The sequence below is a fragment of the Micromonospora sediminimaris genome, assembly GCF_016863575.1.
GTDB lineage: Bacteria > Actinomycetota > Actinomycetes > Mycobacteriales > Micromonosporaceae > Micromonospora > Micromonospora sediminimaris.
In genome coordinates, this window is the sequence record NZ_BOPD01000018.1 from 13,567 (window position 1) to 38,614 (window position 25,048).

At 71.1% G+C, this 25,048-nt stretch carries 24 protein-coding genes; 18 read left to right on the forward strand and 6 right to left on the reverse strand.

The features are described 5' to 3' along the window. The first annotated feature begins 60 nt into the window (after nucleotides 1-60). The 9 genes from clpB (at nucleotide 61) to Vse01_RS15485 (ending at nucleotide 8,724) form a co-directional block, all read left to right on the forward strand. Nucleotides 61-2,652, forward strand: a complete 2,592-nt coding sequence (clpB, locus tag Vse01_RS15445; protein WP_093403761.1) for an ATP-dependent chaperone ClpB — start codon at nucleotides 61-63, stop codon at nucleotides 2,650-2,652. Nucleotides 2,653-2,714: 62 nt separating this feature from the next. Beyond that, nucleotides 2,715-3,095: a hypothetical protein gene (locus Vse01_RS15450; RefSeq protein WP_093403763.1), complete on the forward strand. Its 381-nt coding sequence runs from the start codon at nucleotides 2,715-2,717 to the stop codon at nucleotides 3,093-3,095. Between the two features lie 70 nt (nucleotides 3,096-3,165). After that, nucleotides 3,166-4,296, forward strand: a complete 1,131-nt coding sequence (locus tag Vse01_RS15455; protein ID WP_093403764.1) for a hypothetical protein — start codon at nucleotides 3,166-3,168, stop codon at nucleotides 4,294-4,296. 73 nt (nucleotides 4,297-4,369) lie between these two features. Continuing rightward, on the forward strand, nucleotides 4,370-4,972 hold the full coding sequence (locus Vse01_RS15460) for a DUF4178 domain-containing protein (protein WP_093403766.1): 603 nt from the start codon (nucleotides 4,370-4,372) through the stop codon (nucleotides 4,970-4,972). Nucleotides 4,973-5,103: 131 nt separating this feature from the next. Next, a complete protein-coding gene (locus tag Vse01_RS15465; RefSeq protein ID WP_232511208.1) occupies nucleotides 5,104-5,928 on the forward strand; it encodes a hypothetical protein in 825 nt (274 codons plus the stop codon). 155 nt (nucleotides 5,929-6,083) lie between these two features. After that, nucleotides 6,084-6,776, forward strand: a complete 693-nt coding sequence (locus tag Vse01_RS15470; RefSeq protein ID WP_093403768.1) for a hypothetical protein — start codon at nucleotides 6,084-6,086, stop codon at nucleotides 6,774-6,776. Then, nucleotides 6,776-7,591, forward strand: coding sequence for an SDR family NAD(P)-dependent oxidoreductase (locus Vse01_RS15475; RefSeq protein ID WP_093403769.1), 816 nt, complete (start codon nucleotides 6,776-6,778; stop codon nucleotides 7,589-7,591). Before Vse01_RS15470 ends, Vse01_RS15475 begins: the two co-directional genes overlap by 1 nt. A 167-nt stretch (nucleotides 7,592-7,758) precedes the next feature. Next, nucleotides 7,759-8,289, forward strand: a complete 531-nt coding sequence (locus Vse01_RS15480) for an orotate phosphoribosyltransferase (RefSeq protein WP_093403771.1) — start codon at nucleotides 7,759-7,761, stop codon at nucleotides 8,287-8,289. Nucleotides 8,290-8,346: 57 nt separating this feature from the next. Continuing rightward, nucleotides 8,347-8,724, forward strand: coding sequence for an ArsR/SmtB family transcription factor (locus Vse01_RS15485; protein ID WP_007073957.1), 378 nt, complete (start codon nucleotides 8,347-8,349; stop codon nucleotides 8,722-8,724). 51 nt (nucleotides 8,725-8,775) lie between these two features. Here the strand turns inward: Vse01_RS15485 and Vse01_RS15490 are convergent, their stop codons facing one another. From Vse01_RS15490 to Vse01_RS15505, 3 genes are all read right to left on the reverse strand, one after another. After that, nucleotides 8,776-9,711, reverse strand: coding sequence for a DUF368 domain-containing protein (locus Vse01_RS15490; protein WP_170863412.1), 936 nt, complete (start codon nucleotides 9,709-9,711; stop codon nucleotides 8,776-8,778). A 238-nt stretch (nucleotides 9,712-9,949) separates the two neighbouring features. Next, nucleotides 9,950-11,527: an LPXTG cell wall anchor domain-containing protein gene (locus tag Vse01_RS15500; RefSeq protein ID WP_093403773.1), complete on the reverse strand. Its 1,578-nt coding sequence runs from the start codon at nucleotides 11,525-11,527 to the stop codon at nucleotides 9,950-9,952. A gap of 113 nt (nucleotides 11,528-11,640) precedes the next feature. Beyond that, on the reverse strand, nucleotides 11,641-11,853 hold the full coding sequence (locus tag Vse01_RS15505; protein WP_093403775.1) for a hypothetical protein: 213 nt from the start codon (nucleotides 11,851-11,853) through the stop codon (nucleotides 11,641-11,643). A gap of 185 nt (nucleotides 11,854-12,038) precedes the next feature. Between Vse01_RS15505 and Vse01_RS15510 the strand changes: the two genes are divergently transcribed. Both Vse01_RS15510 and fbaA read left to right on the forward strand, forming a co-directional pair. After that, nucleotides 12,039-12,422, forward strand: coding sequence for a phage holin family protein (locus Vse01_RS15510; protein ID WP_093403776.1), 384 nt, complete (start codon nucleotides 12,039-12,041; stop codon nucleotides 12,420-12,422). Between the two features lie 190 nt (nucleotides 12,423-12,612). Beyond that, the gene (gene fbaA, locus Vse01_RS15515; RefSeq protein ID WP_093403777.1) at nucleotides 12,613-13,638 is read left to right on the forward strand and encodes a class II fructose-bisphosphate aldolase; all 1,026 of its coding nucleotides are present in this window, start codon (nucleotides 12,613-12,615) and stop codon (nucleotides 13,636-13,638) included. 84 nt (nucleotides 13,639-13,722) lie between these two features. Here the strand turns inward: fbaA and Vse01_RS15520 are convergent, their stop codons facing one another. Beyond that, nucleotides 13,723-14,970 (reverse strand): LOG family protein, encoded by a 1,248-nt coding sequence (locus tag Vse01_RS15520; protein WP_093403778.1) that lies wholly within the window; start codon nucleotides 14,968-14,970, stop codon nucleotides 13,723-13,725. Between the two features lie 251 nt (nucleotides 14,971-15,221). Here Vse01_RS15520 and Vse01_RS15525 point away from each other — a divergent pair, with 251 nt between their 5' ends. Continuing rightward, on the forward strand, nucleotides 15,222-15,650 hold the full coding sequence (locus Vse01_RS15525) for a DUF3151 domain-containing protein (RefSeq protein WP_093403779.1): 429 nt from the start codon (nucleotides 15,222-15,224) through the stop codon (nucleotides 15,648-15,650). Between the two features lie 57 nt (nucleotides 15,651-15,707). Here Vse01_RS15525 and Vse01_RS15530 read toward each other — a convergent pair whose 3' ends face one another. Both Vse01_RS15530 and Vse01_RS15535 read right to left on the reverse strand, forming a co-directional pair. Continuing rightward, nucleotides 15,708-17,861 (reverse strand): MinD/ParA family ATP-binding protein, encoded by a 2,154-nt coding sequence (locus tag Vse01_RS15530; protein WP_093403781.1) that lies wholly within the window; start codon nucleotides 17,859-17,861, stop codon nucleotides 15,708-15,710. A gap of 76 nt (nucleotides 17,862-17,937) precedes the next feature. Beyond that, a complete protein-coding gene (locus tag Vse01_RS15535; protein WP_093403782.1) occupies nucleotides 17,938-18,936 on the reverse strand; it encodes a hypothetical protein in 999 nt (332 codons plus the stop codon). Between the two features lie 125 nt (nucleotides 18,937-19,061). Between Vse01_RS15535 and Vse01_RS15540 the strand changes: the two genes are divergently transcribed. The 6 genes from Vse01_RS15540 (at nucleotide 19,062) to Vse01_RS15565 (ending at nucleotide 25,048) form a co-directional block, all read left to right on the forward strand. Beyond that, a complete protein-coding gene (locus Vse01_RS15540; protein ID WP_093403783.1) occupies nucleotides 19,062-20,351 on the forward strand; it encodes an adenylosuccinate synthase in 1,290 nt (429 codons plus the stop codon). Between the two features lie 188 nt (nucleotides 20,352-20,539). Further along, nucleotides 20,540-21,457 (forward strand): type IV toxin-antitoxin system AbiEi family antitoxin domain-containing protein, encoded by a 918-nt coding sequence (locus Vse01_RS15545; protein WP_093403785.1) that lies wholly within the window; start codon nucleotides 20,540-20,542, stop codon nucleotides 21,455-21,457. Between the two features lie 132 nt (nucleotides 21,458-21,589). Continuing rightward, complete coding sequence (gene purD / locus Vse01_RS15550; RefSeq protein WP_093403786.1) at nucleotides 21,590-22,840, forward strand: phosphoribosylamine--glycine ligase; 1,251 nt, start codon at nucleotides 21,590-21,592, stop codon at nucleotides 22,838-22,840. 364 nt (nucleotides 22,841-23,204) lie between these two features. Then, on the forward strand, nucleotides 23,205-23,690 hold the full coding sequence (locus Vse01_RS15555) for an RNA polymerase sigma factor (RefSeq protein WP_093403787.1): 486 nt from the start codon (nucleotides 23,205-23,207) through the stop codon (nucleotides 23,688-23,690). Beyond that, entirely contained in the window at nucleotides 23,687-24,283 is a 597-nt protein-coding gene (locus Vse01_RS15560; protein WP_093403789.1) for a hypothetical protein, read from the forward strand. Before Vse01_RS15555 ends, Vse01_RS15560 begins: the two co-directional genes overlap by 4 nt. 132 nt (nucleotides 24,284-24,415) lie before the next feature. Continuing rightward, entirely contained in the window at nucleotides 24,416-25,048 is a 633-nt protein-coding gene (locus Vse01_RS15565) for a hypothetical protein (protein ID WP_093403790.1), read from the forward strand.

The window sequence follows — 25,048 nt, forward strand, 5'->3', positions numbered from 1 at the left end:
CGGAATAGACTCAACTCTGGTTCTGTCGGTACCAGTGGACACGCCGATCCAGGGGAGCCCATGAACACCGAACGCCTCACCACCAAGAGCCGCGAGACCATCACCGGTGCCGTCGCCCTGGCCAACCAGCGCGGGCACGCCACGGTGGAGCCGTGGCACCTGTTGTTGTCGCTGCTGGACACCGAGGGCTCGACCGCTGCCGGCCTGCTGCGCGCCGTCGGGGCCGACCCGACCGAGCTGCGCCGGGCCACCCAGCGGGCCGTCGACGCGCTGCCCGCCGCCCGCGGCTCCAGCATCGCCGAGCCGACCCTGGCCCGCGAGTTCGTCAACGCCATCGGCGCCGCCGAGCAGATCGCCCGCCCGCTGGGCGACGAGTACACCTCCACCGAGCACCTGCTCGCCGGGCTGTCCCGGGTCGGCGGGGCCGTGTCCGCCGCGCTGAAGGCCGCCGGTGCCACCGAGGAGAGCCTGGTGGCCGCCTTCCCGACGGTGCGCGGCGGGGACCGCCGGGTGACCACCGCCGATCCGGAGCAGACCTACCAGGCGCTTACCAAGTACGGCGTGGACCTGACCGCGAGCGCACGGGACGGCAAGATCGACCCGGTGATCGGCCGGGACTCCGAGATCCGCCGGGTGATCCAGGTGCTGTCCCGGCGTACCAAGAACAACCCGGTGCTGATCGGCGAGCCCGGTGTCGGCAAGACCGCGATCGTCGAGGGCCTGGCACAGCGGATTGTGGCCGGCGACGTGCCGGAGTCGCTGCGCGACAAGAAACTCGTCTCGCTCGACCTCGGCGCCATGGTGGCGGGCGCACAGTACCGGGGCCAGTTCGAGGAGCGGCTGAAGTCCGTCCTGGAGGAGATCAAGAACTCTGACGGGCAGGTGATCACCTTCCTCGACGAGCTGCACACCGTCGTGGGTGCCGGCAAGGGCGAGGGCTCGATGGACGCCGGCAACATGCTCAAGCCGATGCTGGCCCGTGGTGAGCTGCGTATGGTCGGCGCGACCACGCTCGACGAGTACCGCGAGCACATCGAGAAGGATCCGGCCCTGGAGCGCCGCTTCCAGCCGGTGCTGGTCGGTGAGCCCACAGTGGAGGACACCATCGGCATCCTGCGCGGGCTCAAGGAGCGCTACGAGGTGCACCACGGCGTACGCATCACCGACGCCGCCCTGGTCGCCGCCGCCGCCCTCTCCGACCGGTACATCACCGACCGGTTCCTGCCGGACAAGGCGATCGACCTGGTCGACGAGTCCGCGTCCCGGCTCCGGATGGAGATCGACTCGCGTCCGGTCGAGGTGGACGAGATCGAGCGAGCGGTGCGCCGGCTGGAAATCGAGGAGATGGCGCTGGCCAAGGAGCCGGACGCGGCGTCCGCCGAGCGGCTGGAGCGGCTACGCAAGGAGTTGGCCGACAAGCGCGAGCAGCTCACCGCCCTCTCCGAGCGGTGGCAACTGGAGAAGAGTCACATCACCAAGCTCTCCACCGCCAAGGAGGAGCTGGAGCGGCTCGGTGGCGAGGCCGAACGGGCCGAGCGCGACGGCGAGCTGGAACGCGCCGCCGAGCTGCGGTACGGCCGGATCCCCGCCCTTCAGGCCGAACTGGCCACCGCCGAGGAGGAGTTGGCGCGACTCCAGTCCGCCGGTGCGATGCTCAAGGAGGAGGTCGGCGCGGACGACATCGCCGCGGTCGTCGCCTCCTGGACCGGCATTCCCGCCGGCCGGCTGCTGGAGGGTGAGACCGCCAAGCTGCTGCGGATGGAGGAGTCGCTGCGCGGGCGCGTGGTCGGCCAGACCGAGGCGGTCGCCGCGGTCTCCGATGCCGTCCGACGCGCGCGGGCCGGAGTCGCCGACCCGGACCGCCCGACCGGCAGCTTCCTCTTCCTCGGCCCGACCGGTGTCGGAAAGACCGAGTTGGCCAAGGCGCTCGCCGAGTTCCTCTTCGACGACGAGCGGGCCATGGTCCGCATCGACATGAGCGAGTACGGCGAGAAGCACTCCGTGGCCCGCCTGGTCGGCGCGCCGCCCGGCTACGTCGGCTACGAGGAGGGCGGCCAGCTCACCGAGGCGGTGCGCCGCCGGCCGTACTCGGTGATCCTGCTGGACGAGGTGGAGAAGGCCCACCCGGACGTCTTCGACATCCTGCTCCAGGTGCTCGACGACGGTCGGCTCACCGACGGCCAGGGGCGTACGGTCGACTTCCGCAACGCCATCCTGATCCTCACCTCCAACCTCGGCTCGGCGGTGATCAGCGACCTGACGTTGGCCGAGGAGCAGCGCCGCGAGGGCGTCCTGGCGACGGTCCGGTCGCATTTCAAGCCGGAGTTCCTCAACCGACTCGACGACATCGTGGTCTTCGCCGCCCTGCACGGTGACGACCTCCGGGCCATCGTGGACATCCAACTGGCGCGACTGGGTCGGCGTCTCGCCGACCGCCGGTTGACGTTGGACGTCACCGACGACGCCCGCGGCTGGCTCGCCGAGCACGGGTACGACCCGATCTACGGTGCCCGGCCGCTGCGTCGGCTGGTCCAGTCGGCGATCGGCGACCAGCTCGCCAGAGCCCTGCTCGCCGGTGAGGTCCGCGACGGCGACGCGGTGCGGGTCGACCTCCGGGACAGCAAGGACGGCCTGTCGGTCACGTCCAGCTGAACCCGTCGCACCGGGCCCGCCTCCGACGGGCGGAGGCGGGCTCCCGGGGCGAGGATGGAGACATGTTCGGGATGCGGCGCAAAAAGGAATCGGAGTTGGCGAGGGCCGTCGCGGAACTCGGCCACGCCAGCACGTTGGCGTTCGGCGGGGTCGGCATCGCGGGCACGCTGCTGCCCGAGACCGAGGCGTACCAGCGCGTCGCGGTGGCGATGACCGACCACCCGGAGGAGGTACGCGACCTGCTCGACCGGCTGCTCACCGGGGGCACCTCCGCGGGCCGCGTGTACGCCGCCACCCTGCTGGAACGGCTCGACCCGGCGGCCGGGCGGGCGGCCTGGACGGCGCTGCGCGGAGACCCGGCGGAGCTGAACACCATGACCGGCTGCGTGATGGGAAGCACCACGGTCGGCGAGTACGCGGTCGAGCGACTCAACGGAGCATGATCCGTCGGCCGGGACGAGTCCGCCCGAACGGCGCTGCCGAGGCTTGCGATCGGGCCGTACCGTCCGCGACATGACCGCGACCGCCGAAGCTCCGGCAGGCGTACCCCCACCCCGTCCGCCGCGTCCCGGCACCGTCACGGTGGCCTTCTGGCTGCAACTCGCCACCGTGGTGATCCTGCTCGGCCTCGTCACGCTGCTGGTGTTGGCGGCGATCGACTGGAACCAGGCAGTTGACCAGGCGGTGCGGCAGGTGCCGAACGCGGACCCGGACCAGGTACGCGCGGAGCGCTGGAACAGCGTCATGATGGCGGCGGTGTTCGGCGTCCCCGCCCTGCTGCTGGCGCTCTGGCTGGGCCTGACCGCGCCCCGGGTACGCGCGGGCAGCAACACCGCCCGGGTCATGGTCTTTGTCGCCGGTGGCGTGCAACTGCTGCTCTGCGTCGCCCAGGGCTGTGCCGGCGCGTTCCTGATTCCGTTCGGTCTGGCGTTCGCGATGGCCGAGGGGCCTTATATCGATGAGTCGTACCCGGAGGACGTGCCGCCGCCGGACGACGAATTCTGGCAGGAGTCGGACTTCATCGAGGCGCTGTACGACCAGCCGAATCCGTTCGAGATGTTCTTCCCGCTGGCGGGCCTCGGGGTGCTGCTGGTCTTCCTGCTCACGGCGGCGGTAGTGCTGCTGCTGGCGCTGCCGCCGGCCCATCGCTGGTTCGTGCCCCGCGCCGAACCGGCCGCCGCCTGGCCATCCGCCGGGCGCGACATCCCGAACGCCCACCTGGTCGGCTATGCCTTGCCGACGGGCTATCCCGCCTTTCCCGCGCCGCCGGGCTATCCGCCCCCGCCCGGTTACCCACCGCAGCCCGGTTTCCCGCTGGGCTACCCACCGCAGCCGGGGTATCCGCCGGGCTATCCGCCGCCGCCCGGGTATCCGATGCCACCGGGGTATGGGGTGCCCGGTGCGGGGTATGCGGTGCCCGGATATCCCGGGTACGCCGTACCCGGTGCGGAGGGCGGCCCGGGTCCGGCCGGGCATCCCCCGCACCACGCGGCCTCGCCGACCGTCCCGGAGACACCTCCGGTGCCGGCCGCGCCACCCGCGTCGGGCGGACCGACCTTCCCGGGCGGTGCCACCGCCTCCTCCGGCGATGGTGGGCAGGGGGATGCCGCCGCCCCCGGCGGAACGGATCCCGCCGACCGGTAGCCGGTTGGCGGGAGGCAGCGGCTGCCCGGATCATGGTCGACGTCCCCGCCGAACTGTCTCGGGAGGTGACCGGATGGACGGGACGACGGCGTACCTGGCGGCCGGTTGCCTGGTCGGGGTGGTCGTTGCCGGGCTGACGCTGCGCTGGTGGCGCGACCGGTCGGCAGCGGCACGTCGGAAGCAGGAGCGGTACGGCGACGGGCACCGACGTGACCCGAGGCGAATCGAGGTCGGGGACATCGTCGAGATCGGTGACGCCACCTATTCGGTGCGGGGCTCGATTCGCCTGGTCGAGGGCGAGTGGAGGTGGGCCGAGCACCTCCTCGACGACCGCGATGAGCACGGCGGCCGGCGTCGGCTCTCGGTGGCGGAGAGTCCCGGGTTCGAACTGGTGCTGTGGGAGTCGGTGCCGCGCGACGCCACAGTCACGCCGGGCGCGCCCGAGGTGGAGTCCGGCGGCCGGCGCTACAGCTGGCACGAGTCCGGTCAGGCCCGGTACACCGCCTCCGGGGCCACCGACCTGACGCCGAGCGGCACCATGCGCTACCACGACTACCGTGCACCGGGCGGAGCGCGGCTCACCTTCGAGGCGTACGGGGAGGCGGGCTGGGCGATGGCCCGTGGCGAACGGTTGGGCAGCGACGGGGTGACCGTGCACCCGCAGAACGGGTCCTGAGCCGAGAAACCAGCCCGTCCGATCGATCCCGGTCGACCGGGTGGCCGGTTACGTGCCCACCGCTCGGCGTCGCACCGTGCCGGAATGGCCTGTTGCCGATACGGTGAAGCGCGTTCCAGGAAGGGAGAAAGATGGTCGATCCTCAGAACACGCCGGCCCGGACGCGGCCGGGCGTGGTGACGATATCCACCTACCTGCTGTTGCTGTTCGCGATCTGTCAGCTGATCAGCGTGATCATCTCGCTGGCCACCATCGGCACCGTCCGCGAGGTCATGGAGGAGGCGTACCGCGACTCCACCGTCGAGGGGGCGGAGAACGTCGCCGACATCACCGTCGTGATCGGCGTCGGCACCGCCATCTTCCTGCTGGTGGTGGCGTTCGCGCTGTTCGGCCTTGGGCTGATGAACCTGCGCGGCAAGAACGGCTCCCGGATCGCCACCTGGATCGTCGGTGGCATCCTTTTCTGCTGCACCGGCTTCAACCTGCTCAGCGGTTTCGTCGGTAACTTCAGCGCGCCCGGCGAGAGCAGCGGCGACATGCCCAGCGGCGAGGAGATCCAGCGTCGACTGGAGGAGGCGCTGCCGGGCTGGATCACCCCGGTCAACATCCTGCTCGGCGTGATCAGCCTGATCTCGCTGTTGACGGCGCTGATCCTGCTGGCGCTGCCGAAGGCGAACGAGTTCTTCCGTAAGCCGACCCAGCAGTGGGAGCCGCCCACGCCCGGCGGTGCCTACCCGAGCCAGCCCGGCTACCCGCAGGCCCCCGGTTACCCGGGCACCAGCCCGGCCGAGCCGGGTTACCCGGGCACCCCGCAGCAGCCGGGCGAGCCCGGCTACCCGGCCACCGGCGGCCAGCCACCGGCCGGCGACCAGGGTGGCCAGCCGAGCGGGCAGACCCCGCCGTCGGATGGCCCGGAGCAGCCCGGTACCCAGCCGCCCACCGATCGTCCCGGCTGACCTTCGGTGGGTTGGCGCGGGTGTCGACGTCTCTGCCCGGCCGGTGCCTGAACTCTGCCTCGGCCTGCCCCAGGTCTTCGACACACGCGTAACACACGACCGCGACGGTCCCTCCGAGTAGGTTGCTTTCCGAACGCCTACCGGAGGGACTCGTCGTGTCGTACCCCGAACAGGCACCGGCTCGCCGGCCGGCCACGGTCGTGCTGGCCGTGTCGACACTGATGGTGATGGCGCTCGGCGCGCTCGTGTACGCGGTGATCGGGCTCGCGTCGGTAAGCGGCACGGTGGACCGGTTCCGCGCTACGGCCGACGCCGACCCCGGTCAGGTCGACGCGGCGGTGGCTCTGTTGCGCGCCTCGGTCGTGGTGTCGGCGGTGCTGAGCGTTCTCGCCGCTCTGCTCCTCGTCGGCCTGGCCCTGGGGCTGGCCGCCCGCCGGCCGGCGGCCCGGGTGGCGACCTGGGTGGTCGCCGGGTTGGGCATGTGCTGCGGGTGTGGTGGGCTCGCCACCCTGATCGTGCAGCGCGCTGTGCCCCTGGACTTCGGTGACGACCGGGCGACCGCCGAGTTGCTCGCCCGGACGCCGGACGCCTATCCGTCCTGGTGGATTCCGCTCACCGCCACCCTTTCGATCGCTCAGGTGCTCGGTTACCTTGTGGTAGCCGTGCTGCTGGCACTGCCTGCGGCCAACGCCTGGTTCCGGCGTCGGCCCGCACCCCAGCGAACGGTCTCCCCTGACCAGCCACCCACACCACCATTCGGACAGCCACCGGCGGCACCGCCGTACCAGCCGCCGTACCAGCCCTACCCGCCGCCCGGGGCGCCGCCGCCCCCGAACCCACCGAGGTGATGACGCCCGTGACGCCCGACCGGACGACCGAACGATGGGCGTTGATCACCGGGGCGACGGCGGGCATCGGGGCGGCGTTCGCCGCCCGGCTCGCCTCCGACGGATGGCACTTGGTGCTGGTCGCCCGCGACGCGACCCGGCTGGCGGCCCAGGCCGCCGAGTTGACCGGTCGGCACGGCGTGGAGACCGAGACCCTCACCGCCGATCTGTCCACCGACGACGGTTGCGCCGCGGTCGAACGACGGTTGGCCGACGGGCCGCCCGTCGAGCTTCTGATCAACAACGCCGGCATCAGCCTGAACAAGCCCTTCCTCCGGTCGTCCGTCCAGGACGAGACCCGACTGCTGCGGCTGAACGTCCATGCGGTGCTTCGGCTGACCCTCGCCGCGCTGGCCACGATGACCGAGCGGCACAGCGGGGCAGTGATTAATGTCTCTTCGGTGGCAGGTTTCGGCGCGGTGATGCCCGGGTCCACCTACTCGGCCAGCAAGGCGTGGGTAACCAACTTCAGCGAGTCCGTCGGGCAGTCCGCCCGCCCCTTCGGCGTACGCGTTATGGCGCTCTGCCCGGGCTACACCCGCACGGAGTTTCACCAACGAGCCGGCATCGACATGTCGAAAACCCCCGAATGGATGTGGCTCGAAGCCGCCGATGTGGTCGACGAGGCCCTGCGTGACCTGCGCAAAGGCAAGTTGGTGAGCGTCCCGTCGTGGAAGTACAAAGTGGCCGTGGCGGGGCTGCGGCACGCCCCGCGTCGCCTGCTCGACGTGGTTTCCCGGGACACCCGTGGGCGCATCGGCCGCGACCGCGGCTGACCGGCGGCCGAGCGGCCGACCGCGTGGCGGGGAGGAAGGCATGTCTCGATCCGCCCATGATGATCGACGTAGCGTAACCGGACATCGCCAGTCATCGGTCCCCCGGTGGGTTGACCAGGGTGGCCCGCACACGCGGCACACAGACTCGCGCAGTACCCTCTATCGCCATGGGGGACCACGACGACCTGCGTAAATTCATCTCCGACCTGGCTGTGGTCCATGGCCGGGTGGTGCTCTCCTCCGGGCGGGAGGCCGACTGGTATGTAGACCTGCGTCGCGTCACGCTGCATAACCAGGCGGCACCGTTGGTGGGACGGGTGATGCGGGAGCTGACCGCCGACTGGTCGTACGACGCGGTAGGCGGTCTGACCTTGGGGGCCGACCCGATCGGCTTCGCGATGCTGCACGCTGCCGGGCGTCCGTTGGACGCGTTCGTGGTCCGCAAGGCGGGCAAGGCGCATGGGCTGCAACGTCGGATCGAGGGGCCCGATGTGGCGGGTCGCCGGGTGTTGGCGGTGGAGGACACCTCCACCACCGGGGGAAGTGTGTTGACCGCCGTCGAAGCGCTTCGCGAGGCCGGGGCCGAGGTCGTGGGGGTGGCGGTTATCGTTGATCGTGGTGCCGGCGACGCGGTGCGAGCCGCCGGATTGCCCTATCGGGCGGCCTATACGTTGGCTGACCTCGGCCTTGTGGCGTAAAAGTCTGCCGATTCGGATCTGCTGATATGCAGGCGGATCGATGCTGCTGGTGGAAGGATGGAATACGTGGGAACTGCGTTGGCCGAAATGACTATGCCTCAGATCTCGCCGCTTGCCGGCGAGCCGATCGAACGCGCCGACGCCGAGCGGCTGGCGGGGGTCCTCAAGGCCCTTGCCGACCCCGCTCGGCTGCGGCTGCTCAGCCTGATCCAGTCGGCACCCGAGGGAGAAGCGTGCGTGTGTGACCTCACCGCGCCGCTCGGTCTCTCCCAGCCGACGGTCAGCCACCACCTCCGAATCCTCACCGAGGCCGGCTTGCTGGAGCGGGAGAAGCGCGGTGTTTGGGCCTACTACCGGTTGGTCCCGACCGCGATCGCCACGATCGCCGACCTGCTGACCCCGCCGCGTAAGCGGGCCACCAAAAAGGCTCGCTGAACCGGAACCGCTTGGTGGCGGCCCGGCTGGGCCGCCACCAAGCGGTGGTCGTCAGTGGACGCGCGGCGTCTCGTACGTCTCCTCGGTGAGGTCCCGGGCGGCCCGGCGCAGCCGGCGACGCTCGGCGATGATCATTGCCGTGACCACGGCGACTCCGATCAGGAACAGCGCCACAATGGACGGAACGTGGTCGCCCGGGGCGTACAGGGCACGGTCCTCGGACTGCCACGGCCACAGTGCGCGCAGGCTGCCCAGGATGACGCCGGCCATCACCGCCAGGGTCATCCGGCGGTGCTGCTCAAGCAGCCACTGGAGCAGCTTGACGAAGAGCGCCAAGCCGATGACCATGCCGGTGGCGAAGATCGCCAGATAGCCGAAGTCGCGGTCGTTGACGGCGCTGATGGTCGGCTCGTACAGGCCGACGGTGAGCAGCAGGAACGACCCGGAGACCCCGGGTAGCACCAGGGCACAGACCGCGACCGCCGCCGCGACCAGTACGACCAACGGGTGCGGCTCGATGGTGGCCTGTGGCAGGCCGGTCAATACGAACGCCGCCACCGCAGCGACGATCAGGGCGAGCACCTCCAGCCCTCGCCACGGCTTGCCGACCATCGAGATCGGCACCAGCACCGAGGCGAGTACCAGCCCGAGGAAGAGTCCTCTGGTCTGCTCCGGATGGTCGACCAGCAGCGGTTCGAGCAGCTTCGCCGCGATCAGCAGGCCGGGCAGCATGCCGATCAGCAGCGGGATCACCACCTCCCAGTGCACCTGCCGTAGCTGGTGCCCCGCCCGCGTCCACCCGCGCCCGCGCGGCACGTCGGTCACCGCGTACCGCACCGTGTTCACCAGATGCCCGGCGGACGCGATGACCCGCTCGTACACGCCGGTCACCAGCGCGATCGTCCCGCCGCTGACCCCTGGCACGGCCTCGGCCACACCGATGGCCGCGCCGCGCAGGACATGGCCTACCCGTTCGCCCAATGCCATGAAGATTCCGTTCCGTGAATCGCTCGATCACTGGCCCCGTGTGGCGTCCGCCACGGTCAATCAGGCTACCGGGGCCCGCGTCACCTGCCCGGCCAGGTCAGAGCCGCGGGTCGACCGGCTCCGATTCGCAGGCCAGGATCGCGACGAACAACTCGTGGCCAGCGGGAGGTGGGGGAAAGGGCGGTGCCCCGCCGAGGGGTGGTCGGCGGGGCACCGGTGGTGCTGTCGTCCGGGCGGGCTACGCCGTGAAGTGGGTACGGCGGCGGCGGGCCAGCACGAAGCCGGCCACACCGGCGGCGAGCAGCACGCCACCGACGCCCGCGATCAGCGCGGTGTTGGCACCGGTGATCGGCAGCTCACCGCCGTCACCGCCGCCGTCGCCACCCTGGCCGCCGCTCGGGTTGACGACGAGCTTGGCGGCGTCGTTCGCCGGCTTCAAGTCGGCGTAGAAGCCACCGTCGCACTGGCAGGCGACGTTGACCTTGACCTCGCCGGTGGCGTTCGGCACGACCTTGTCGATCCGGAGCCCGAACTCCATGGTCTCCGCGTCACCGGCCTTGATGAACCAGCTGGTGTAGCAGCGGTACAGGCTGGCACCCGGCTCGCCCGGCTCGCCCCACTCGTTCTCGCCGCGCACCGGGGAGCAGTTGTCGGGCACCTTGACCGCGCTGGTGCCGGTCGGAATTTCGACCTGCATGTTGGTGACCGAGGATCCGGAACGGCCGTAGTCCAGGGTGGCCGGGCCGTTGTTGCGGAAGCCGACGGTGGCGACGACCTCGTCGCCCTTCGCACCGGAGACCTCGTCGCCGACCGCCTCAAGGTCGGTGCTGTTCTTGCCGGTGACCGTCACCCCGAGGCTCGACCAGTTGTTGTCCGGCTGGGTGTCCGCCTGGAAGCTACGCGCTGCGATGCTCGGACCGGCCTCGTCCAGCAGCAGTTCGCCGCCGGTGCCCGGCTTGCCGATGGTGGCGCCGCGGCTCTTCACGTACGCCTCGTAGTCCTCGAACTCGGCAGGAGTCAGCCACAGGATCTCGCCGTAGTCGAAGCCCGGCGCGAACGCGTCCTTGGCGATCCGGTACGGCAGGGTGGCGACGTAGCTGGTACGCGGCTCCAGCGCGCGGTCGAAGTGGCAGGTACGCAGCCAACTTCCCTCGTACGTGCAGTTGGCGTACTGCTTGTCGGCCTGGATCCCGTAGTCGTTGTAGAAGACGGCGACGGCGCCCTTGGCGACCGTCTCTCCCGGGTTGCCGACCCGCAGCGGCACGGTGAACGACGTGCCCGGCTTGCCGGAGTGTTCCGTCTCGGGACCGGCGGCCAGATCGACGCCCTCGCCGATCCGCACCCGCGCCTCGTGGGTCACGGCCGTGTAGCCGGTGGCACTGAGGCTCACCTTGACGGTGCCCTCGTCGCCGTCCTTGGCGTCCTTGGTGGGTGCGATGACCACCGAGTAGAGGCCACCGAAACCGCCCTCGTACAGCTCGACCTCGAACGGGTCCGTGCAGACGAGGACGTTCGGTTCGGGCGTCGAGCAGTAGTCGGCGTCGTACTCCGGCGTCACGGTCGCCTTGCCCGCGAGGCCGGTGAAGTCGTAGCGCACGGTGAGGTCGTGTACCACCACCGTGGAGGAAGCGAACAGGATCGGGCTGTCGATCTTGCCGGGGGAGCCGGCGGCGATGGTGGTGTCGCCGAAGTAGACGCCCAGCGAGATCTCGGACTCCTCGGCCGAGGCGGGAGTGGCAGGGGTGGCGACGGCCGCGATCAGCGCGCCGGCCACGCCCAACCCGGCCAGCCGGCGCCGGGTGGAGTGGGTGAGCATGAAGGGGGGTCCTCCCGTGAGGGGTGCAGGTGAAGCCCCCGGATGCTAAGGAATCTCTAAGGTTCCCGCTGTCCGTATCGACTGTCCTGAGCGAGGTCTGACCGAAAGGTTGATCAGCGGTAGTCGTCCTCGTCGGCACCGACCACGCGGGCCTGTTCCATGGCGTCCCAGTCGTCGACCTCCAGGCCGCGATGCGGCTCGACGTCGACCTGGCTCGGGTCGACCACGGCGGCCTGCTCGACAGCGTCGGCCGGCTCGGCCTCCAGGTCGCGCTCCTCCGGGCTCAGGTGGTCGCCGGGGGCGAAGTCCTCGTCGGGCTGGCCCATTCGATGCCTCCGGGATGTCGGCGGTCTGGTACCCACCCACCGTACGGGGTGTGCCGGCGGCACGCTGGGAACCACCGAGCCGCCGAGTCGTACGCCGGTGCCGAGCCGCCGAGCGTACGCCGTCGTCGCAGCCGAGTCGGCCGAATCGGCCCACCGGTGACTCCCGCCGGTGCCAGGATGGTGCCGTGGGCTTCCTCATCCGACTGGCGGCGACCGCCATCGCACTGTGGATCACCACGCTGATCGTGCCCGGTGTCGAAGTGACCGGGCGGACCGGTTACGACACGGCGTTCACCCTGCTCATCGTGGCGCTGATCTTCGGCCTGGTCAACGCGGTGCTCAAGCCGGTCATCAAGGTGGTGGGCTGCGTCTTCTACCTGCTGACCCTCGGCCTGTTCGCGCTTGTGGTCAACGCCCTGTTGTTCCTGCTGACCGACCGGATCGCCCGGGCGCTCGAACTGCCGTTTCAGGTGGACGGCTTCTGGGCGGCCTTCTGGGGGGCCATCGTGATGGCGGTGGTCACCTGGCTGATCAGCGTCGCCGTACCGGATCCAGCGGACCGGCGGTGAACCGGCCCGGTTGTGCCGGTCCGGTGCCGCTACGGGATACTGCCCGCGGAGGACAGCGCGGTCCGGCGCAGCACGGTAGGACTGGCGGCCGCACGGCCGGCCCCCAAGGTAGAAGAGGCGGCCGCACGGCCGGGCCGCTACGGAGAACAGCGGCCGTACGGCCGACAGCGGCAAGTAAGGAGCGTTCGACATGCCCATCGCTTCCCCCGAGGCTTACGCCGAGATGCTGGACCGCGCCAAGGCCGGCCGGTACGCGTACCCGGCGATCAACGTGACGTCCTCGCAGACGCTGAACGCGGCGCTCAAGGGCTTCGCCGACGCGGAGAGCGACGGCATCATCCAGGTCTCCACCGGTGGCGCGGAGTACCTTTCCGGCCCCTCGGTCAAGGACATGGTCACCGGTGCGGTGGCGTTCGCCGCGTACGCGCACGAGGTGGCCAAGAAGTACCCGGTCAACATCGCCCTGCACACCGACCACTGCCCGAAGGACAAGCTGGACAAGTTCGTCCGGCCGCTGATGGCCATCTCCCAGGAGCGGGTGAAGGCCGGCCAGGAGCCGCTGTACCAGTCGCACATGTGGGACGGTTCGGCCGTGCCGGTGGCGGAGAACCTGGAGATCGCGGCCCAGCTGCTCGACGAGGCGGCCAAGGGCAAGATCGTCCTGGAGATCGAGGTCGGCGTCGTCGGCGGCGAGGAGGATGGCGTCGAGAACGCCATCAACGACAAGCTCTACACCACCGTCGAGGACGGCCTGGCCATGGTCGAGGCGCTCGGCCTGGGCGAGAAGGGCCGCTACATGGCGGCGCTGACCTTCGGCAACGTGCATGGCGTCTACAAGCCGGGCAACGTCAAGCTCCGCCCGGAGATCCTCAACCAGATCCAGGAGGCGGTCGGCGCCAAGTACGGCAAGGACAAGCCGCTCAGCCTGGTCTTCCACGGCGGCTCCGGGTCGCTGCTCTCGGAGATCCGCGAAGCGCTCGACTACGGCGTGGTGAAGATGAACATCGACACCGACACCCAGTACGCCTTCACCCGTCCGGCGGCGGACCACATGCTCCGCAACTACGACGGCGTGCTCAAGGTCGACGGCGAGGTCGGCAACAAGAAGATGTACGACCCGCGGGTGTGGGGCAAGGCCGCCGAGGCGGGCATGGCCACCCGCGTGGCGGAGGCCTGCGAGCACCTGCGCTCCACCGGCACCACGATGACCAAGTGACGAACTGACGTCGCCCGGACGGCGGCCGGCTCCGACTCGGGGCCGGCCGCCGTGCCGTTGTTGCACCCGCACGAGCGTCCGTCCTCACCTTGTCAGCAGGCGGGCGGCCTCGTGGACGTCGTCGGTCAGGTGCACCGTGTTCGAGAGGTCACCGAAGGGGGAGGCGGCCAGCAGCGGTCGCAGCAAGGACTCGACCGGCAGTTCCGTCGTCCAGTACGCGCGATCCAGGAAGACGTACGCGCCACTGGCTCCGTCGGTGCCGTAGTAGGTTTTGGTGGCCGCCTGGAACACCTCCTGCACGGTGCCCGCCCGGCCGGGGGCGAAGACGATGCCACCCCGGGCCAGCCGCAGGATGGTGTCCTCCCGGATGGCGTTGGAGAAGTACTTGGCGATCCGGCCCGCGAACAGGTTCGCCGGCTCGTGCCCGTACAGCCAGGTCGGCACGGCGAGGCCGCCGCAGCCCGCCCAGTCCAGATCACCGGTGGTCAGCGCGGCCGAGTCCGCCTGATAGGCGGTCATCGGCTCGGTGCCGTTCACCGGCGGCGTGACCGACCGGCCGAAGAGTTCCCGTACCCGCAGCGCCGCCGCCGTGTAGCGGTCGTGGTCGGTGTAGTCCGGCGCGGTGGCGAGCAGGTCGATTGCCGCCCTGAGGTCCTCCGCCGGCCGGGTCGACAGGTACGCACCCAGGTTGGCCGCCTCCATCACGCCCGGCCCACCACCGGTGACCACCAACCGGTGTGCCCGTGCGAGCTCCCGGCCGAGCACCGCGGCCATCCGGTACGGCTCACTGCCGCGGCGGACCGCGTGCCCGCCCATCACCCCGACCACCGACTGCGGCCCGTGGGTGGTCAGCCAGGCACGGGTGGCGTCGGCGAGCGCGTTGTCCACCCCGTGGTCGTGCAGCCGCTGGCCGAGCGCCTCCCGGACATCGGGTAACGCGCCGCCGTGCGCGCGGAAGTGCGCGTACACCCGGGTGTCGTACATCGCCGCGAAGCCGCCCTCGGCGAAGCCGGCGGCGAGTTCCTCCGGGGTGTAGAGGTGGGACGGCTGGGTCGGGTACGGCAGCCCGGAGAACGGCGGCACCACGTTCGCGCCCCGCCGGACCAGGTCGGCTCCGACCTGCCGAGAGGCGAAGCGGCAGCCGACGAAGAGCGTGCCGGCCACCTCGACCCCGGCCAGGTCGGGGACCGGCTCCAGGTCCAGCCGGAGGCCCTGCACGGTGAGCCCGACCAGGCTGCCGGTGGCCAGGCGCCGGTCGAACTCCGCCCGGGTCTGGATCTCGTCCGTCCAGGTGTGCGGCTCGATGACGTCCGCGGGAGGTGGAGTCGGCATCGGGTCATCCTGCCGGGCCGGCGCAACGCCGTGAACGTGACCCCGGGACGACCCGCTGACGAGACGGGAGCCCGGCGGCCTGGCCGGGCTCCCGCACTTCCGGTTCCTGGGGAGGCTCCGGATCCATAGTTGTAGTGGATCCGACCCGACGGCGGCATGGGCCGCAGGCGTGACCGACCTCTCGGCCGTTCAGCCGACCGGCTGACCGGACCCCCTCGCGGGCCGCCGTGCGAAGCGGGTTGAATGGGGCGATGCAGAACCTCCTACCTGAGCCGCCCGCCACGCTCCTGCCCGCGCACGTCGAGGCCGACTCCGCGCTGGCCGCGGCCGAGCAGGCCGGCAGCGACGAGGCGTTCGCCGAGGTGGCGGCCCGGTACCCGACGCACAGCGCAGCGTGGGCGGCGCTCGCCGCCCGGGCGTTCGCGCAGGGCCAGGTCGTGCCGGCGTACGCGTACGCCCGTACCGGCTACCACCGGGGTCTGGACCAGCTGCGACGCAGCGGCTGGAAGGGGCACGGGCCGGTGCCGTGGTCGCACGAGCCGAACCGTGGCTTCCTGCGCTGCCTCTACGTGCTGTCCCGGGCGGCCGACGCGATCGCCGAGGCGGACGAGGCGGCCCGCTGCGCCCAGTTCCTTCGCGACTGCGATCCGGCCGCCGCCGACGCGCTGGCCAGCAACTGACCCGGTGCGGTGTCGCCGGCCCGGGTACGCCCGGGTCGGCAGCGCGTCGGCAGGGGCCTACAGGCCCTCGGCCACCGAGGCGGCGATCTTGAGCCAGGCGTCCCGAGTGGCCGTCGAGAGCTGCGCGTATCGCAGCGGTTCGCCGGTGTCGATGAGTCGCTCGTACGGGGCCAGCAGCACCGCCCGGGTACGGGCGGCGAAATGTTCCTGGATGGCGGGCAGGTCGATCTCCTTGCGGGACGGTGGCATGGAGACCACGGTGACCGCCTGCCGGACCAGCCGTTGCCGCCCGCTCTGTTCCAGGTGGTCGAGCATCCGGGCGGCTGTCTCGGCGGAGTCGTTCCGGGCGGACATGGTGACCACCAGCTGGTCGGTGGCATCCATGGCGGCCTGCCAGTTCTGCGCCCGGACATTGTTCCCGGTGTCCACGAAGATCAACTTGTAGAACCGGCTGACCACCTCGCGGATCTCGCCGAAGGCGGCGGCGGTGAGCATCTCACCGCCGGTGGCCGACTCGTCGGAGGCGAGCACGTCGAACATCCCCTCGCCCTGCGAGCGGACGTACTGGGACAGGTCGCCGACCCGACCCTGCGCGCCGTGGAACTGGCCGAGATCCCGCAGCAGGTCCCGCACCGTACGCGAATGGAAATCCTGCTGGGCCCGCATGCCGAGGGTGCCCTGGGTCTCGTTGTTGTCCCAGGCCAGCACGTATCCACCGCGATTCTGACCAAAGGTCATCGCGAGCAGCAGGATGGCGACGGTCTTGCCGGCGCCGCCCTTCGGGTTGACCACGGTGACCTGCCGCAGCCCGCCGAAGTTGCGGCGCACCATCTCGATGTCCCGCTTGCGTTCCAGCTCGTGCCGCCCCGGCGGGAGCTTCACCAGGCCCGTCTTGTTGACCACGGCGCGGAGCCCGGTCGTCGCGACCGGGTCGGCGGGACGCACCTGCCGACGGCGGGCGAAGTCCTCGGCGGTGGGCGCGGCACCGACCTCCGGGTTCCAGGCCGGCTCCGAGTACGCCGACGGCACCCGCGATGCGGTGTTCGTCTGCGGGTAGGGCTGCTGGGGTGCCGGCGGTGCCATCGGCGGCGTCCCACCCTGCTGCCAGGGCGCGGGGCTCCACGCCGGCTGCGGCGGAAACGGACCGGGTGGTGCCGGCGCGTACGACGGCGGGGTCAATGGCTCGGGAGGCGGCAGCGCGTCGGGCCCGACGTCGGCCGGTTGCGGACCGGGGGGCGGCGGCGCGGCCGGCACACCGGCATCGGAGGGCACCGGCGGCAGGGGAGCACCGGGTTGCGGCACCGGGGCGCTGCCGTGCTGGGCGGTCGGCGGCGCGACGAAAGGGTACGGGCCGGGTTGCTGAGGCGTCGCCGGCAGCGGCTGCGGAATCGGTGGCAGCGGCTGGGCCGGTCCGGCCCAGGTGGGGCGGGGCGCGCCGGCAGAGGTCTCGGCGGACGCGACCGAATCGGATCCGGACCGCTGTGGTGGATGTGCCCACGGCGATTCCGTCTGCGGTCGGGCCACCGGCTCCGTCTGCGGTCGGCCCACGGGCTCCGCTTGCGGTCGGGCCGGCTCCGCTTGCGGTAGGCCCACCGGCTCCGCTTGCGGTAGGCCCACGGGCTCCGCTTGCGGTCGGGCCACTTGCGGAGCCGCGTCGTCGTCGACACCGGTGTCGGCCACGGTCATCGCGTCGGCTGACGGATCCTGGGCACCCGATTCGGTCGGCCCACCGTCGCGGGTGGGTGTGACGGCAGTGGGTCGGTCCAGGGTGAAGGGCAGGTCCAGGTCGACCTGGCCGGGCCCGGGTTGGGGTGCCGGCTCCCAGCCGGTGGCGGTCGGCGCGCCGTTTGTCAACGACGGATAGTCCGCAGGTGAGGGAGGTGCACCGGGTGCGTGCGTCGGCCGTCCGGACACGTGCTGCGGCCCCGCCGTCGTGGGCGGATAGGCCGGTCCCGCGTCCTGGGGCGGATAGGCCGGTCCGGCGACCTGGGGCGGATCGGTCGGTTGCGCGACCGGAGGCCGGCTGGTCGGTTGCGCGGGCGACGGCTGCCCGGGCGGAGGCGGCACGGTGGGCGGCACCGGCGGCGGGGCACCCCACGTGGGTGCGCCGAAGCCGTCGATCTGCTCCGGCGGCCAGAGTGGTTCGATGTCCCGTTCCGGCATGCCATGCTGGCCGGGCACGTGCACCCGGTCGGCGTTGTCGTCCACCACGGTGTCCTCCCCATTCCTCCTGACGAGGATAGGCCCAGCGGCCGACCCCGGCCTCCGCTACGCCGGCCGGGTCAGGTCAGGCCGTCCAGACCGCCCAGGCGCCCGGCTCGGTCCACCAGGACCGCTTGCGCGTCAGCTGCCCCGCCACGCCATCGTCCAGGTACGGCAGCGCCGCATCGTTCCGGGGCAGCACCGACGCGGCCCGGCCCCGGGCCCGCCGGACCTCCAGGCGTACCCGGCGGCGACCCCACCGCGACCGGGTGACCACCGGTACGGCCACCGCCACCTCCACCAGCCCGTCGGTCGGGTCGGGCCCGGCCAGCAGCGTCACGTCGTCGAGCCGGGCGTACCCGCCCGCGTTGCCGATCGCGCAGGCGAGCAGCGGTTCTTCGCCGTTCGACAGCACGGTGTCGTCCACCTCCACCCGGCCGCGCCAGGGCAGTGGGGTGCCATCCTCACCGGCGGCACCGAGCAGTGCGCCGTCCAACGTCACCGAGCCACCGTCATGCCGCAGCAGGTCGAGCCGGCGCGGCGAACCGTCCAGCACCGCGGCAGCCACCGCCGCCGGATCGCGGGCCAACCCGAGCTGCGCGGCGAGGTCGCGGTGCGTGGTGCTGCGCGCCGGGTCGAGCGGCAGTACGCCGACCGCTGGCAGATCCGGCACGGTCCGGTTGCCGGCCAGGTCGGTCGGGCGGCGACTCGGCGGCGGCGCGTACCGCCGGACCATGCGGCGGAGCACGGCGCGCAACTGTGCGTCACCGGCCACCGCGACCACCAGCCGCGTCTTGGCATCGTCATCCGGCCAGGTGAGGCCGTCCGCTCGCGGTGGCCCGTCCAGTCGGGCCAGTACTTCGTCGATCTCCGCGTCCGAGCGGGCGGTCACCGTCTCGACCCGGGCACCTCGGGCCGTCAACGCATCGGAGCAGGCCAGCACCGGTACGCGCGGCGTCTCGCAGCGTTCCTCGCGACCCTCGGCGGCGTCGGTGCCACCGCCGCAGCAGGCTCCGCCGCTGCCACACCCGGCTCCTGGAGCATCCCGCTCCGAGCCCAGGGTGAGCAGCACCACGTCGTACACGGGTAGCTCCTCCTGCTGTCCCCGACGCGACCCCTGCCGGTCGTGCCGTCACTACTTGTTAGCCTGACACCCCGGGCTCGCTGACCGGTCGCCATCTGGCACCCGAGCCTTCTGGAGGCGAGAAGATGCCAGCGATCGTGCTCCTCGGCGCCCAGTGGGGCGACGAGGGCAAGGGCAAGGTTACCGACCAGCTGGGTGAGCGGGTCGACTACGTCGTCCGCTTCTCGGGCGGCAACAACGCCGGTCACACGGTGATCACCCCGGACGGGCAGAAGTACGCGCTGCACCTGATGCCGTCGGGTGCGCTCTCCCCGAACGCCGTGATCGTCATCGGCAACGGTGTGGTGGTCGATCCGAAGGTGCTGCTCAGCGAGATCGACGGCTTGGCCGAGCGGGGCGTGGACGTGTCCCGCCTGCGGATCTCCGGCGACGCGCACCTGATCATGCCGCACCACCGGGCGCTGGACCGAGTGGTCGAGCGATACCTGGGCAGCTCGCGGATCGGCACCACCGGCCGGGGCATCGGTCCCGCGTACGGCGACAAGGTGGCCCGGATGGGCATCCGGGTGCAGGACCTGCTCGACCCGGGCATCCTGCGCAAGAAGCTGGAACTCGCGTTGCGCGAGAAGAACCAGGTGCTGTTCAAGGTCTACAACCGCAAGGCGATCGACGTCGACGGCACCATCGAGGAATACCTCGAGTACGCGGAGCGGCTGCGGCCGTACATCGCCGAGACCCGGGCGATGCTCTGGGACGCGCTGGACCGTGGGGACACCGTCCTGCTGGAGGGTGCCCAGGCCACCATGCTCGACATGGACCACGGCACGTACCCCTTCGTCACCTCGTCGAACCCGACCGCCGGCGGAGCGTGCGTCGGTGCCGGCATCCCGCCGACCGCGATCACGAAGGTGATCGCGGTGAGCAAGGCGTACACCACGCGGGTCGGTTCCGGACCGTTCCCTACCGAGCTGTTCGACGACAACGGTCAGCACCTGCGCAAGGTCGGCCACGAGTACGGCACCACCACCGGTCGGGAACGTCGGTGCGGCTGGTTCGACGCGGTCGTCGCCCGGTACGCCTGCCGCCTCAACGGCGTAACGGACCTGGTGATCACCAAGCTGGACGTGCTCACCGGCCTGCCCACGGTTCCGATCTGCGTCGGCTACGAGATCAACGGCAAGCGGGTCGACGACATGCCGATGACCCAGACCGACTTCCACCACGCCGTGCCGATCTACGAGGAGCACCCCGGCTGGTGGGAAGACATCACCAAGGCGCGTACGGAGGACGACCTCCCTGAGAACGCCCGCCGCTACATCGCCCGCATCGAGGAACTCACCGGAACCCGGGTGAGCGTCGTAGGCGTAGGCCCCGGCCGCGAAGAAAACGTAACCCGCCACCCCCTCCTCCCCTAAACCCCCACCCCCACCCCCGCGTACCCCCGCGTACCCCCGCGTACCCCCGCGTTGATCAAGAAGTTTTGGTCTGGGATCGAGCGCTGGCCCGACGCAAACTTCTTGATCAACGCGGCAAAGGGGTTCGTTGTCCACAGGGTTTTCCACAGGGGCTGCGGGGGTCGGGTGGGGGTGGACAGGGTGGGTGGGTGGAGGCGTTCGAGGTATTGACACGAGTAGCTGCCGAGCAGGGTGGTGTCGTGACGGCGACGCAGGCGTTGGCCGCCGGCTACACCCGTAACCAGATCCGACATCTGGTCAGGTCGGGGCGCTGGACGAGGGTGGCTCGCGGGCGGTTCCTGCCCGACCCCGCGCTGGACGTGCTCCGCCACCGTCGGGCGCGGATCGGCGCCGCCGTGGACAGCCTGGGGCCGGGGGCGGTGGCAGTCCTCGACACGGCTGTCGAGCTGCACGGCGTCGCCGGACTCCGGGCCACCTCCACGATCCACGTGTCGGTACCGCCGGACAGCCCTCGTCCGCAGCGTCGGAACGATCCCGATCTCGTGGTGCACCAACTCACGCTGGGGTCGGCTGACGTGGGCGTGGTCGCCGGGATCCCGGTCACGAGTGCCGTGCGAACCGTTGCCGACGTCATCCTCCGGGTGGGCCGCTACCCAGCGGTCTGCGTACTGGACTCGGCACTCAACCGGCAACTTGTCAGCGAGGCTGACTTTGCGGCTATCCCGGCGCTCATCGCTGGCCGGCGGGGAGCAAGGGTGGCGCGGCAATGCCTGGCCGAGGCGGATGGCCGTGCGCAGTCCCCGCTGGAGACCCGCACCCGTCTGAGGTGCGTCGACGGGGGCGTCCCGCCCGATGTTCTTCAGTTGGAGGTGCGCGATGACGACGGGTACCTGCTCGGCATCGGCGATCTGGGCTGGCGTCGATCCAGGGTGATCGCCGAGGCGGACGGTGCGGCTCCGCATCGCACACCACAGGCGGTCTACGAGGACCGGATCAGGCAGAACCGCCTCACCAACGCCGGCTGGAGGATCCTCCGGTTCACCTGGCCCGACACCCTCCGCCCGGACTACATACCCGAGACGGTGCGCCGCGCCTTGGATAGATGACCAAGAGCGTTTGGTCGCGCGCACGCCAGATCCGAGACGAAAACTTCTTGATCGACGGGGCCGGTGGGGGCGGCCGGTGGGGGTGGTCGGGGGTGGGGTGGGGTAGGGGTGGGGTGGGTAGGATTACTCGGCGTGCGGGTTCTTCTTCTTGGTGGCGGTGGGCGGGAGCATGCGCTCGCGCTGAGGTTGGCCGATGATCCGTCCGTCGAGGCGCTGTTCGCGGCACCCGGTAACCCGGGGATCGCGGGGGTGGCGGAGTTGCGGGCCGTCGATCCGGTCGATCCGGTGGCGGTGGCGGGGCTCGCCGTCGAGGTGAGCGCGGACCTGGTCGTGATCGGGCCGGAGGCGCCACTGGTCGCCGGGGTGGCCGACGCGGTCCGGGCCAAGGGCATCGCGGTCTTCGGGCCGTCGGCCGAGGCGGCCCGGCTGGAGGGCTCCAAGACCTTCGCCAAAGAGGTGATGACCGCCGCAGGTGTCCCTACCGCACGGGCGTACACCTGCACCGACGAGGCAAGCACGGCCGCCGCCCTGGACCGGTTCGACCCACCGTACGTGGTCAAGAACGACGGGCTCGCCGCCGGTAAGGGCGTGGTGGTCACCGACGACCGCGCCGTTGCCGAGGCGCACGCGCGTGAGTGCGGCCGGGTGGTGATCGAGGAGTACCTCTCCGGTCCCGAGGTGTCGCTGTTCGTGGTGACCGACGGCGAGACGGCGGTGCCGCTGCTGCCGGCACAGGACTTCAAGCGGGTCGGTGACGACGACAGCGGCCCGAACACCGGCGGCATGGGGGCGTACGCGCCGCTCTCGTGGGCGCCGGCCGACCTCGTGGACGACGTCATGCGGGATGTGGTGCACCCGACGCTTACCGAGATGCGTCGCCGGGGCACGCCCTTCGCCGGCCTGCTCTACGTCGGGTTGGCGATCACCGCCGATGGCCCCCGGGTGATCGAGTTCAACGCCCGCTTCGGTGACCCCGAGACGCAGGTGGTGCTGGCGCTGCTGGAGACGCCGCTGGGTGGGCTGCTGCACGCCGCCGCCAGCGGTTCGCTGGTCGACCATCCGCCGCTGCGCTGGCGTGCCGGCGCCGCGGTGACGGTGGTGGTCGCCGCCGAGGGCTATCCGGCGGGGCCGCGTACCGGCGATGTCATCACCGGCGGAGAACAGCCCGGTGTGATCCACGCGGGCACCGCCCGCCGGGCCACCGACGGCGCCCTGCTCTCCGCCGGCGGTCGGGTCCTTTGTGGTACGGCCACCGGCCCGGACCTGGCCGCCGCCCGTGATGCCGCTTACCAGGTGGTACGCGGCGTCACGCTCTCCGGCTCGCACTACCGCCGGGACATCGCCGCCGCCGCGGTCGACGGACGGATCGCCCTACCAGGGTGACCGGCGGCTCGGCCGATCGGTCGCTGCGTACGTAGTTGTCTGTCGTGGCCGCACGAGGCCATGGTCGGCGCTCCTGCCGTCCGTTTCGTGCCGCTTCACCGCCAATCGACCTGGTGGCCGTGCTGTGCGCCATAGGGGGCGCATGCCGACATTGACTTGTATGCCTCTCGGGGCGACCGACCCGCCCCGGTCGTTGTTACTGTCTGCCCAGGTCGAGAAGGGACACTGCTGCTCCGTCTTCTCGGTGCTGATGGTGCTCGTCCCCGCATTGTCGTGAGGCGTCCCGCCGGTCGGTGAAAACCGCCGGACGACACTGCAACTCGACGCACCGGTGGTGGCGTTTCTTACCGGTGAGGGAGGTGGGATGGACGCCGACGAGTTCGAGACATTCGTGCGCGACTCCGCACCGGCGCTACGTCGGTACGCACGCGCCGTCACCGCCGACCCGGACCAGGCCGAGGAACTCCTCCAGCAGACCTACGTGCGGATGGCCACCGCATGGCATCGCCTCGTGGCCGAGGGCGGACCGCTGACGTACGCGAAGCTCACCATGGTGCGCCTGCACGTGAGTCGGCTGCGGACGATCGTCCGGCGGGCCCGGTCGACCCCGGCCGCCTCGCCGTCGGCGGCTACCGACGACGTCGACAGACTGCGTCGGCTGCTCGCCGGGCTTTCTCCGTTGCAGCGGGTCGTACTTGTCATGACCTATCTAAACGACCTGGACGACGAGTCCATCGCGGCGGCGATCGGGCGTCGACCGGCGACCGTCCGCTCGCTGCGCCATCGCGCCCTGCTGGGGGCAGGGCTGCCGATCGTCCGGGTACGCGCGGAACGCGAGGTGGCGGGATGACCGATGTCCGGGACGCGCTCCGCGAGGTCTGGAGCAGCGATTCCGGGCCGCCTGCCCGGGATCCACTGCCGGCGGTGCGGGCCCGCCTGCGTCGTCGCCGCAAGCTTCGGGCCGCTGCCGCCGCGCTCGCCTCGTGCGCGGTCGTCGGAACGGCGGTGTTCATGGCCGCGACCACACGACACGACGACTCTTCGCCCTCCGTGGCCGGGCCACCTGCCAGCCCGGCCGTGCCCGAGTTGCGGGGCCTGCCGCCCTATCTGCGGCCCGTCGATGCCACGGACGCGGTGCTGCGGATGGCTCGGCCGGAGGTGGTGCCGACCGGCAACCGGTCGGCGTACGAGGGGGCCGGGCCGGTGTCCCGGGTGGTGGTGGTGTTCGACTTCGAGGCGCCGCGTGGCCTGCCCGGCACGCCACGCGAGGTGGCCGTGCCGACCCGCGCCGAGGTCATGGCCACGGACGAGCCGGCGACGTCCACGGCGTACCTGTCGGCGTGGGCACCGGACGGGCGCTGCTGGTTCATCGCCGTGACGGCGGTCGAGGCCGAGATCCGGTCGTCGACGCTGGACGCCCTCATCGAGGCCAATCTCGGTTGAGACGTCGTCTCGACCCTGACCGGTCAGGCCGGTGGGATCAGCCGATCGGCCACCGTGAGGCGTTGACAACCCGTGTCACGATCATCGTGCCGGTGGCTGGCCAGGACCCATCGGAACGGGGAGGAGGACGCGGTGACCGGATTTCTCGGCGCGGCGCTCAGCTTTCCCACAGTGCTGTTCAGCTTCCTCCTGGTGGTGGTCGTCGGCTACTGGCTGCTGGTGCTGACCGGCGTGCTGGATCTCGGCGACGATCTCGAAGTCGACGGCGTACCCGGCACTGTACTGGCCGGTCTCGGCCTGGGCGGCGTGCCCAGTGCCGTCATCTTCTCCCTGCTCGTGGCGGTGGCCTGGTTCGTCAGCCTCGCCGGCACCGCCCTGCTCGACGGCCTCGGGCTCGGCTCCGGCACCCGGATCGCGGTCTCGGTCGGTGTGCTGCTGGCCGCCGCGGCCTGCGCGTGGCTGGTGACCCGCCTGATCGCGGTGCCGTTGAGCCGGCTCTTTCCCACCGAGACGGACGCCACCCGGCACGCCTTCGTCGGTCGCCTGTGCGTCGTGCGCACCGGTACGGTCACCGCCGACTTCGGTCAGGCCGAAGTGACCGCGGCCGACGGTTCGTCGGCGGTGGTGCAGATCCGGCAACCGGGCGACGAGCGGATGACGGCCGGCAGCTCCGCGTTGATCTACGACTACGACACCGACGGCGAGTTCTTCTGGGTGATGCCCGCCGGACCCGCCTTCGACCCGATGAGACACGTTCCCGAATAG

Bases quoted from the DNA above. Each gene is read 5' to 3' on its own strand.
- Vse01_RS15520 (WP_093403778.1), bottom strand. From the start codon at position 14,970: ATGCCGACTCCACCTCCCGCGGACGTCATCGAGCCGCACACCTGGACG.
- Vse01_RS15455 (WP_093403764.1), top strand. From the start codon at position 3,166: ATGACCGCGACCGCCGAAGCTCCGGCAGGCGTACCCCCACCCCGTCCG.
- Vse01_RS15505 (WP_093403775.1), bottom strand. From the start codon at position 11,853: ATGGGCCAGCCCGACGAGGACTTCGCCCCCGGCGACCACCTGAGCCCG.
- Vse01_RS15500 (WP_093403773.1), bottom strand. From the start codon at position 11,527: ATGCTCACCCACTCCACCCGGCGCCGGCTGGCCGGGTTGGGCGTGGCC.
- clpB (WP_093403761.1), top strand. From the start codon at position 61: ATGAACACCGAACGCCTCACCACCAAGAGCCGCGAGACCATCACCGGT.
- Vse01_RS15560 (WP_093403789.1), top strand. From the start codon at position 23,687: ATGACCGATGTCCGGGACGCGCTCCGCGAGGTCTGGAGCAGCGATTCC.
- Vse01_RS15485 (WP_007073957.1), top strand. From the start codon at position 8,347: ATGGAATACGTGGGAACTGCGTTGGCCGAAATGACTATGCCTCAGATC.
- Vse01_RS15465 (WP_232511208.1), top strand. From the start codon at position 5,104: ATGGTCGATCCTCAGAACACGCCGGCCCGGACGCGGCCGGGCGTGGTG.
- Vse01_RS15525 (WP_093403779.1), top strand. From the start codon at position 15,222: ATGCAGAACCTCCTACCTGAGCCGCCCGCCACGCTCCTGCCCGCGCAC.
- fbaA (WP_093403777.1), top strand. From the start codon at position 12,613: ATGCCCATCGCTTCCCCCGAGGCTTACGCCGAGATGCTGGACCGCGCC.
- Vse01_RS15540 (WP_093403783.1), top strand. From the start codon at position 19,062: ATGCCAGCGATCGTGCTCCTCGGCGCCCAGTGGGGCGACGAGGGCAAG.
- Vse01_RS15475 (WP_093403769.1), top strand. From the start codon at position 6,776: ATGACGCCCGTGACGCCCGACCGGACGACCGAACGATGGGCGTTGATC.
- Vse01_RS15555 (WP_093403787.1), top strand. From the start codon at position 23,205: ATGGACGCCGACGAGTTCGAGACATTCGTGCGCGACTCCGCACCGGCG.
- Vse01_RS15450 (WP_093403763.1), top strand. From the start codon at position 2,715: ATGTTCGGGATGCGGCGCAAAAAGGAATCGGAGTTGGCGAGGGCCGTC.
- Vse01_RS15480 (WP_093403771.1), top strand. From the start codon at position 7,759: ATGGGGGACCACGACGACCTGCGTAAATTCATCTCCGACCTGGCTGTG.
- Vse01_RS15490 (WP_170863412.1), bottom strand. From the start codon at position 9,711: ATGGCATTGGGCGAACGGGTAGGCCATGTCCTGCGCGGCGCGGCCATC.
- Vse01_RS15460 (WP_093403766.1), top strand. From the start codon at position 4,370: ATGGACGGGACGACGGCGTACCTGGCGGCCGGTTGCCTGGTCGGGGTG.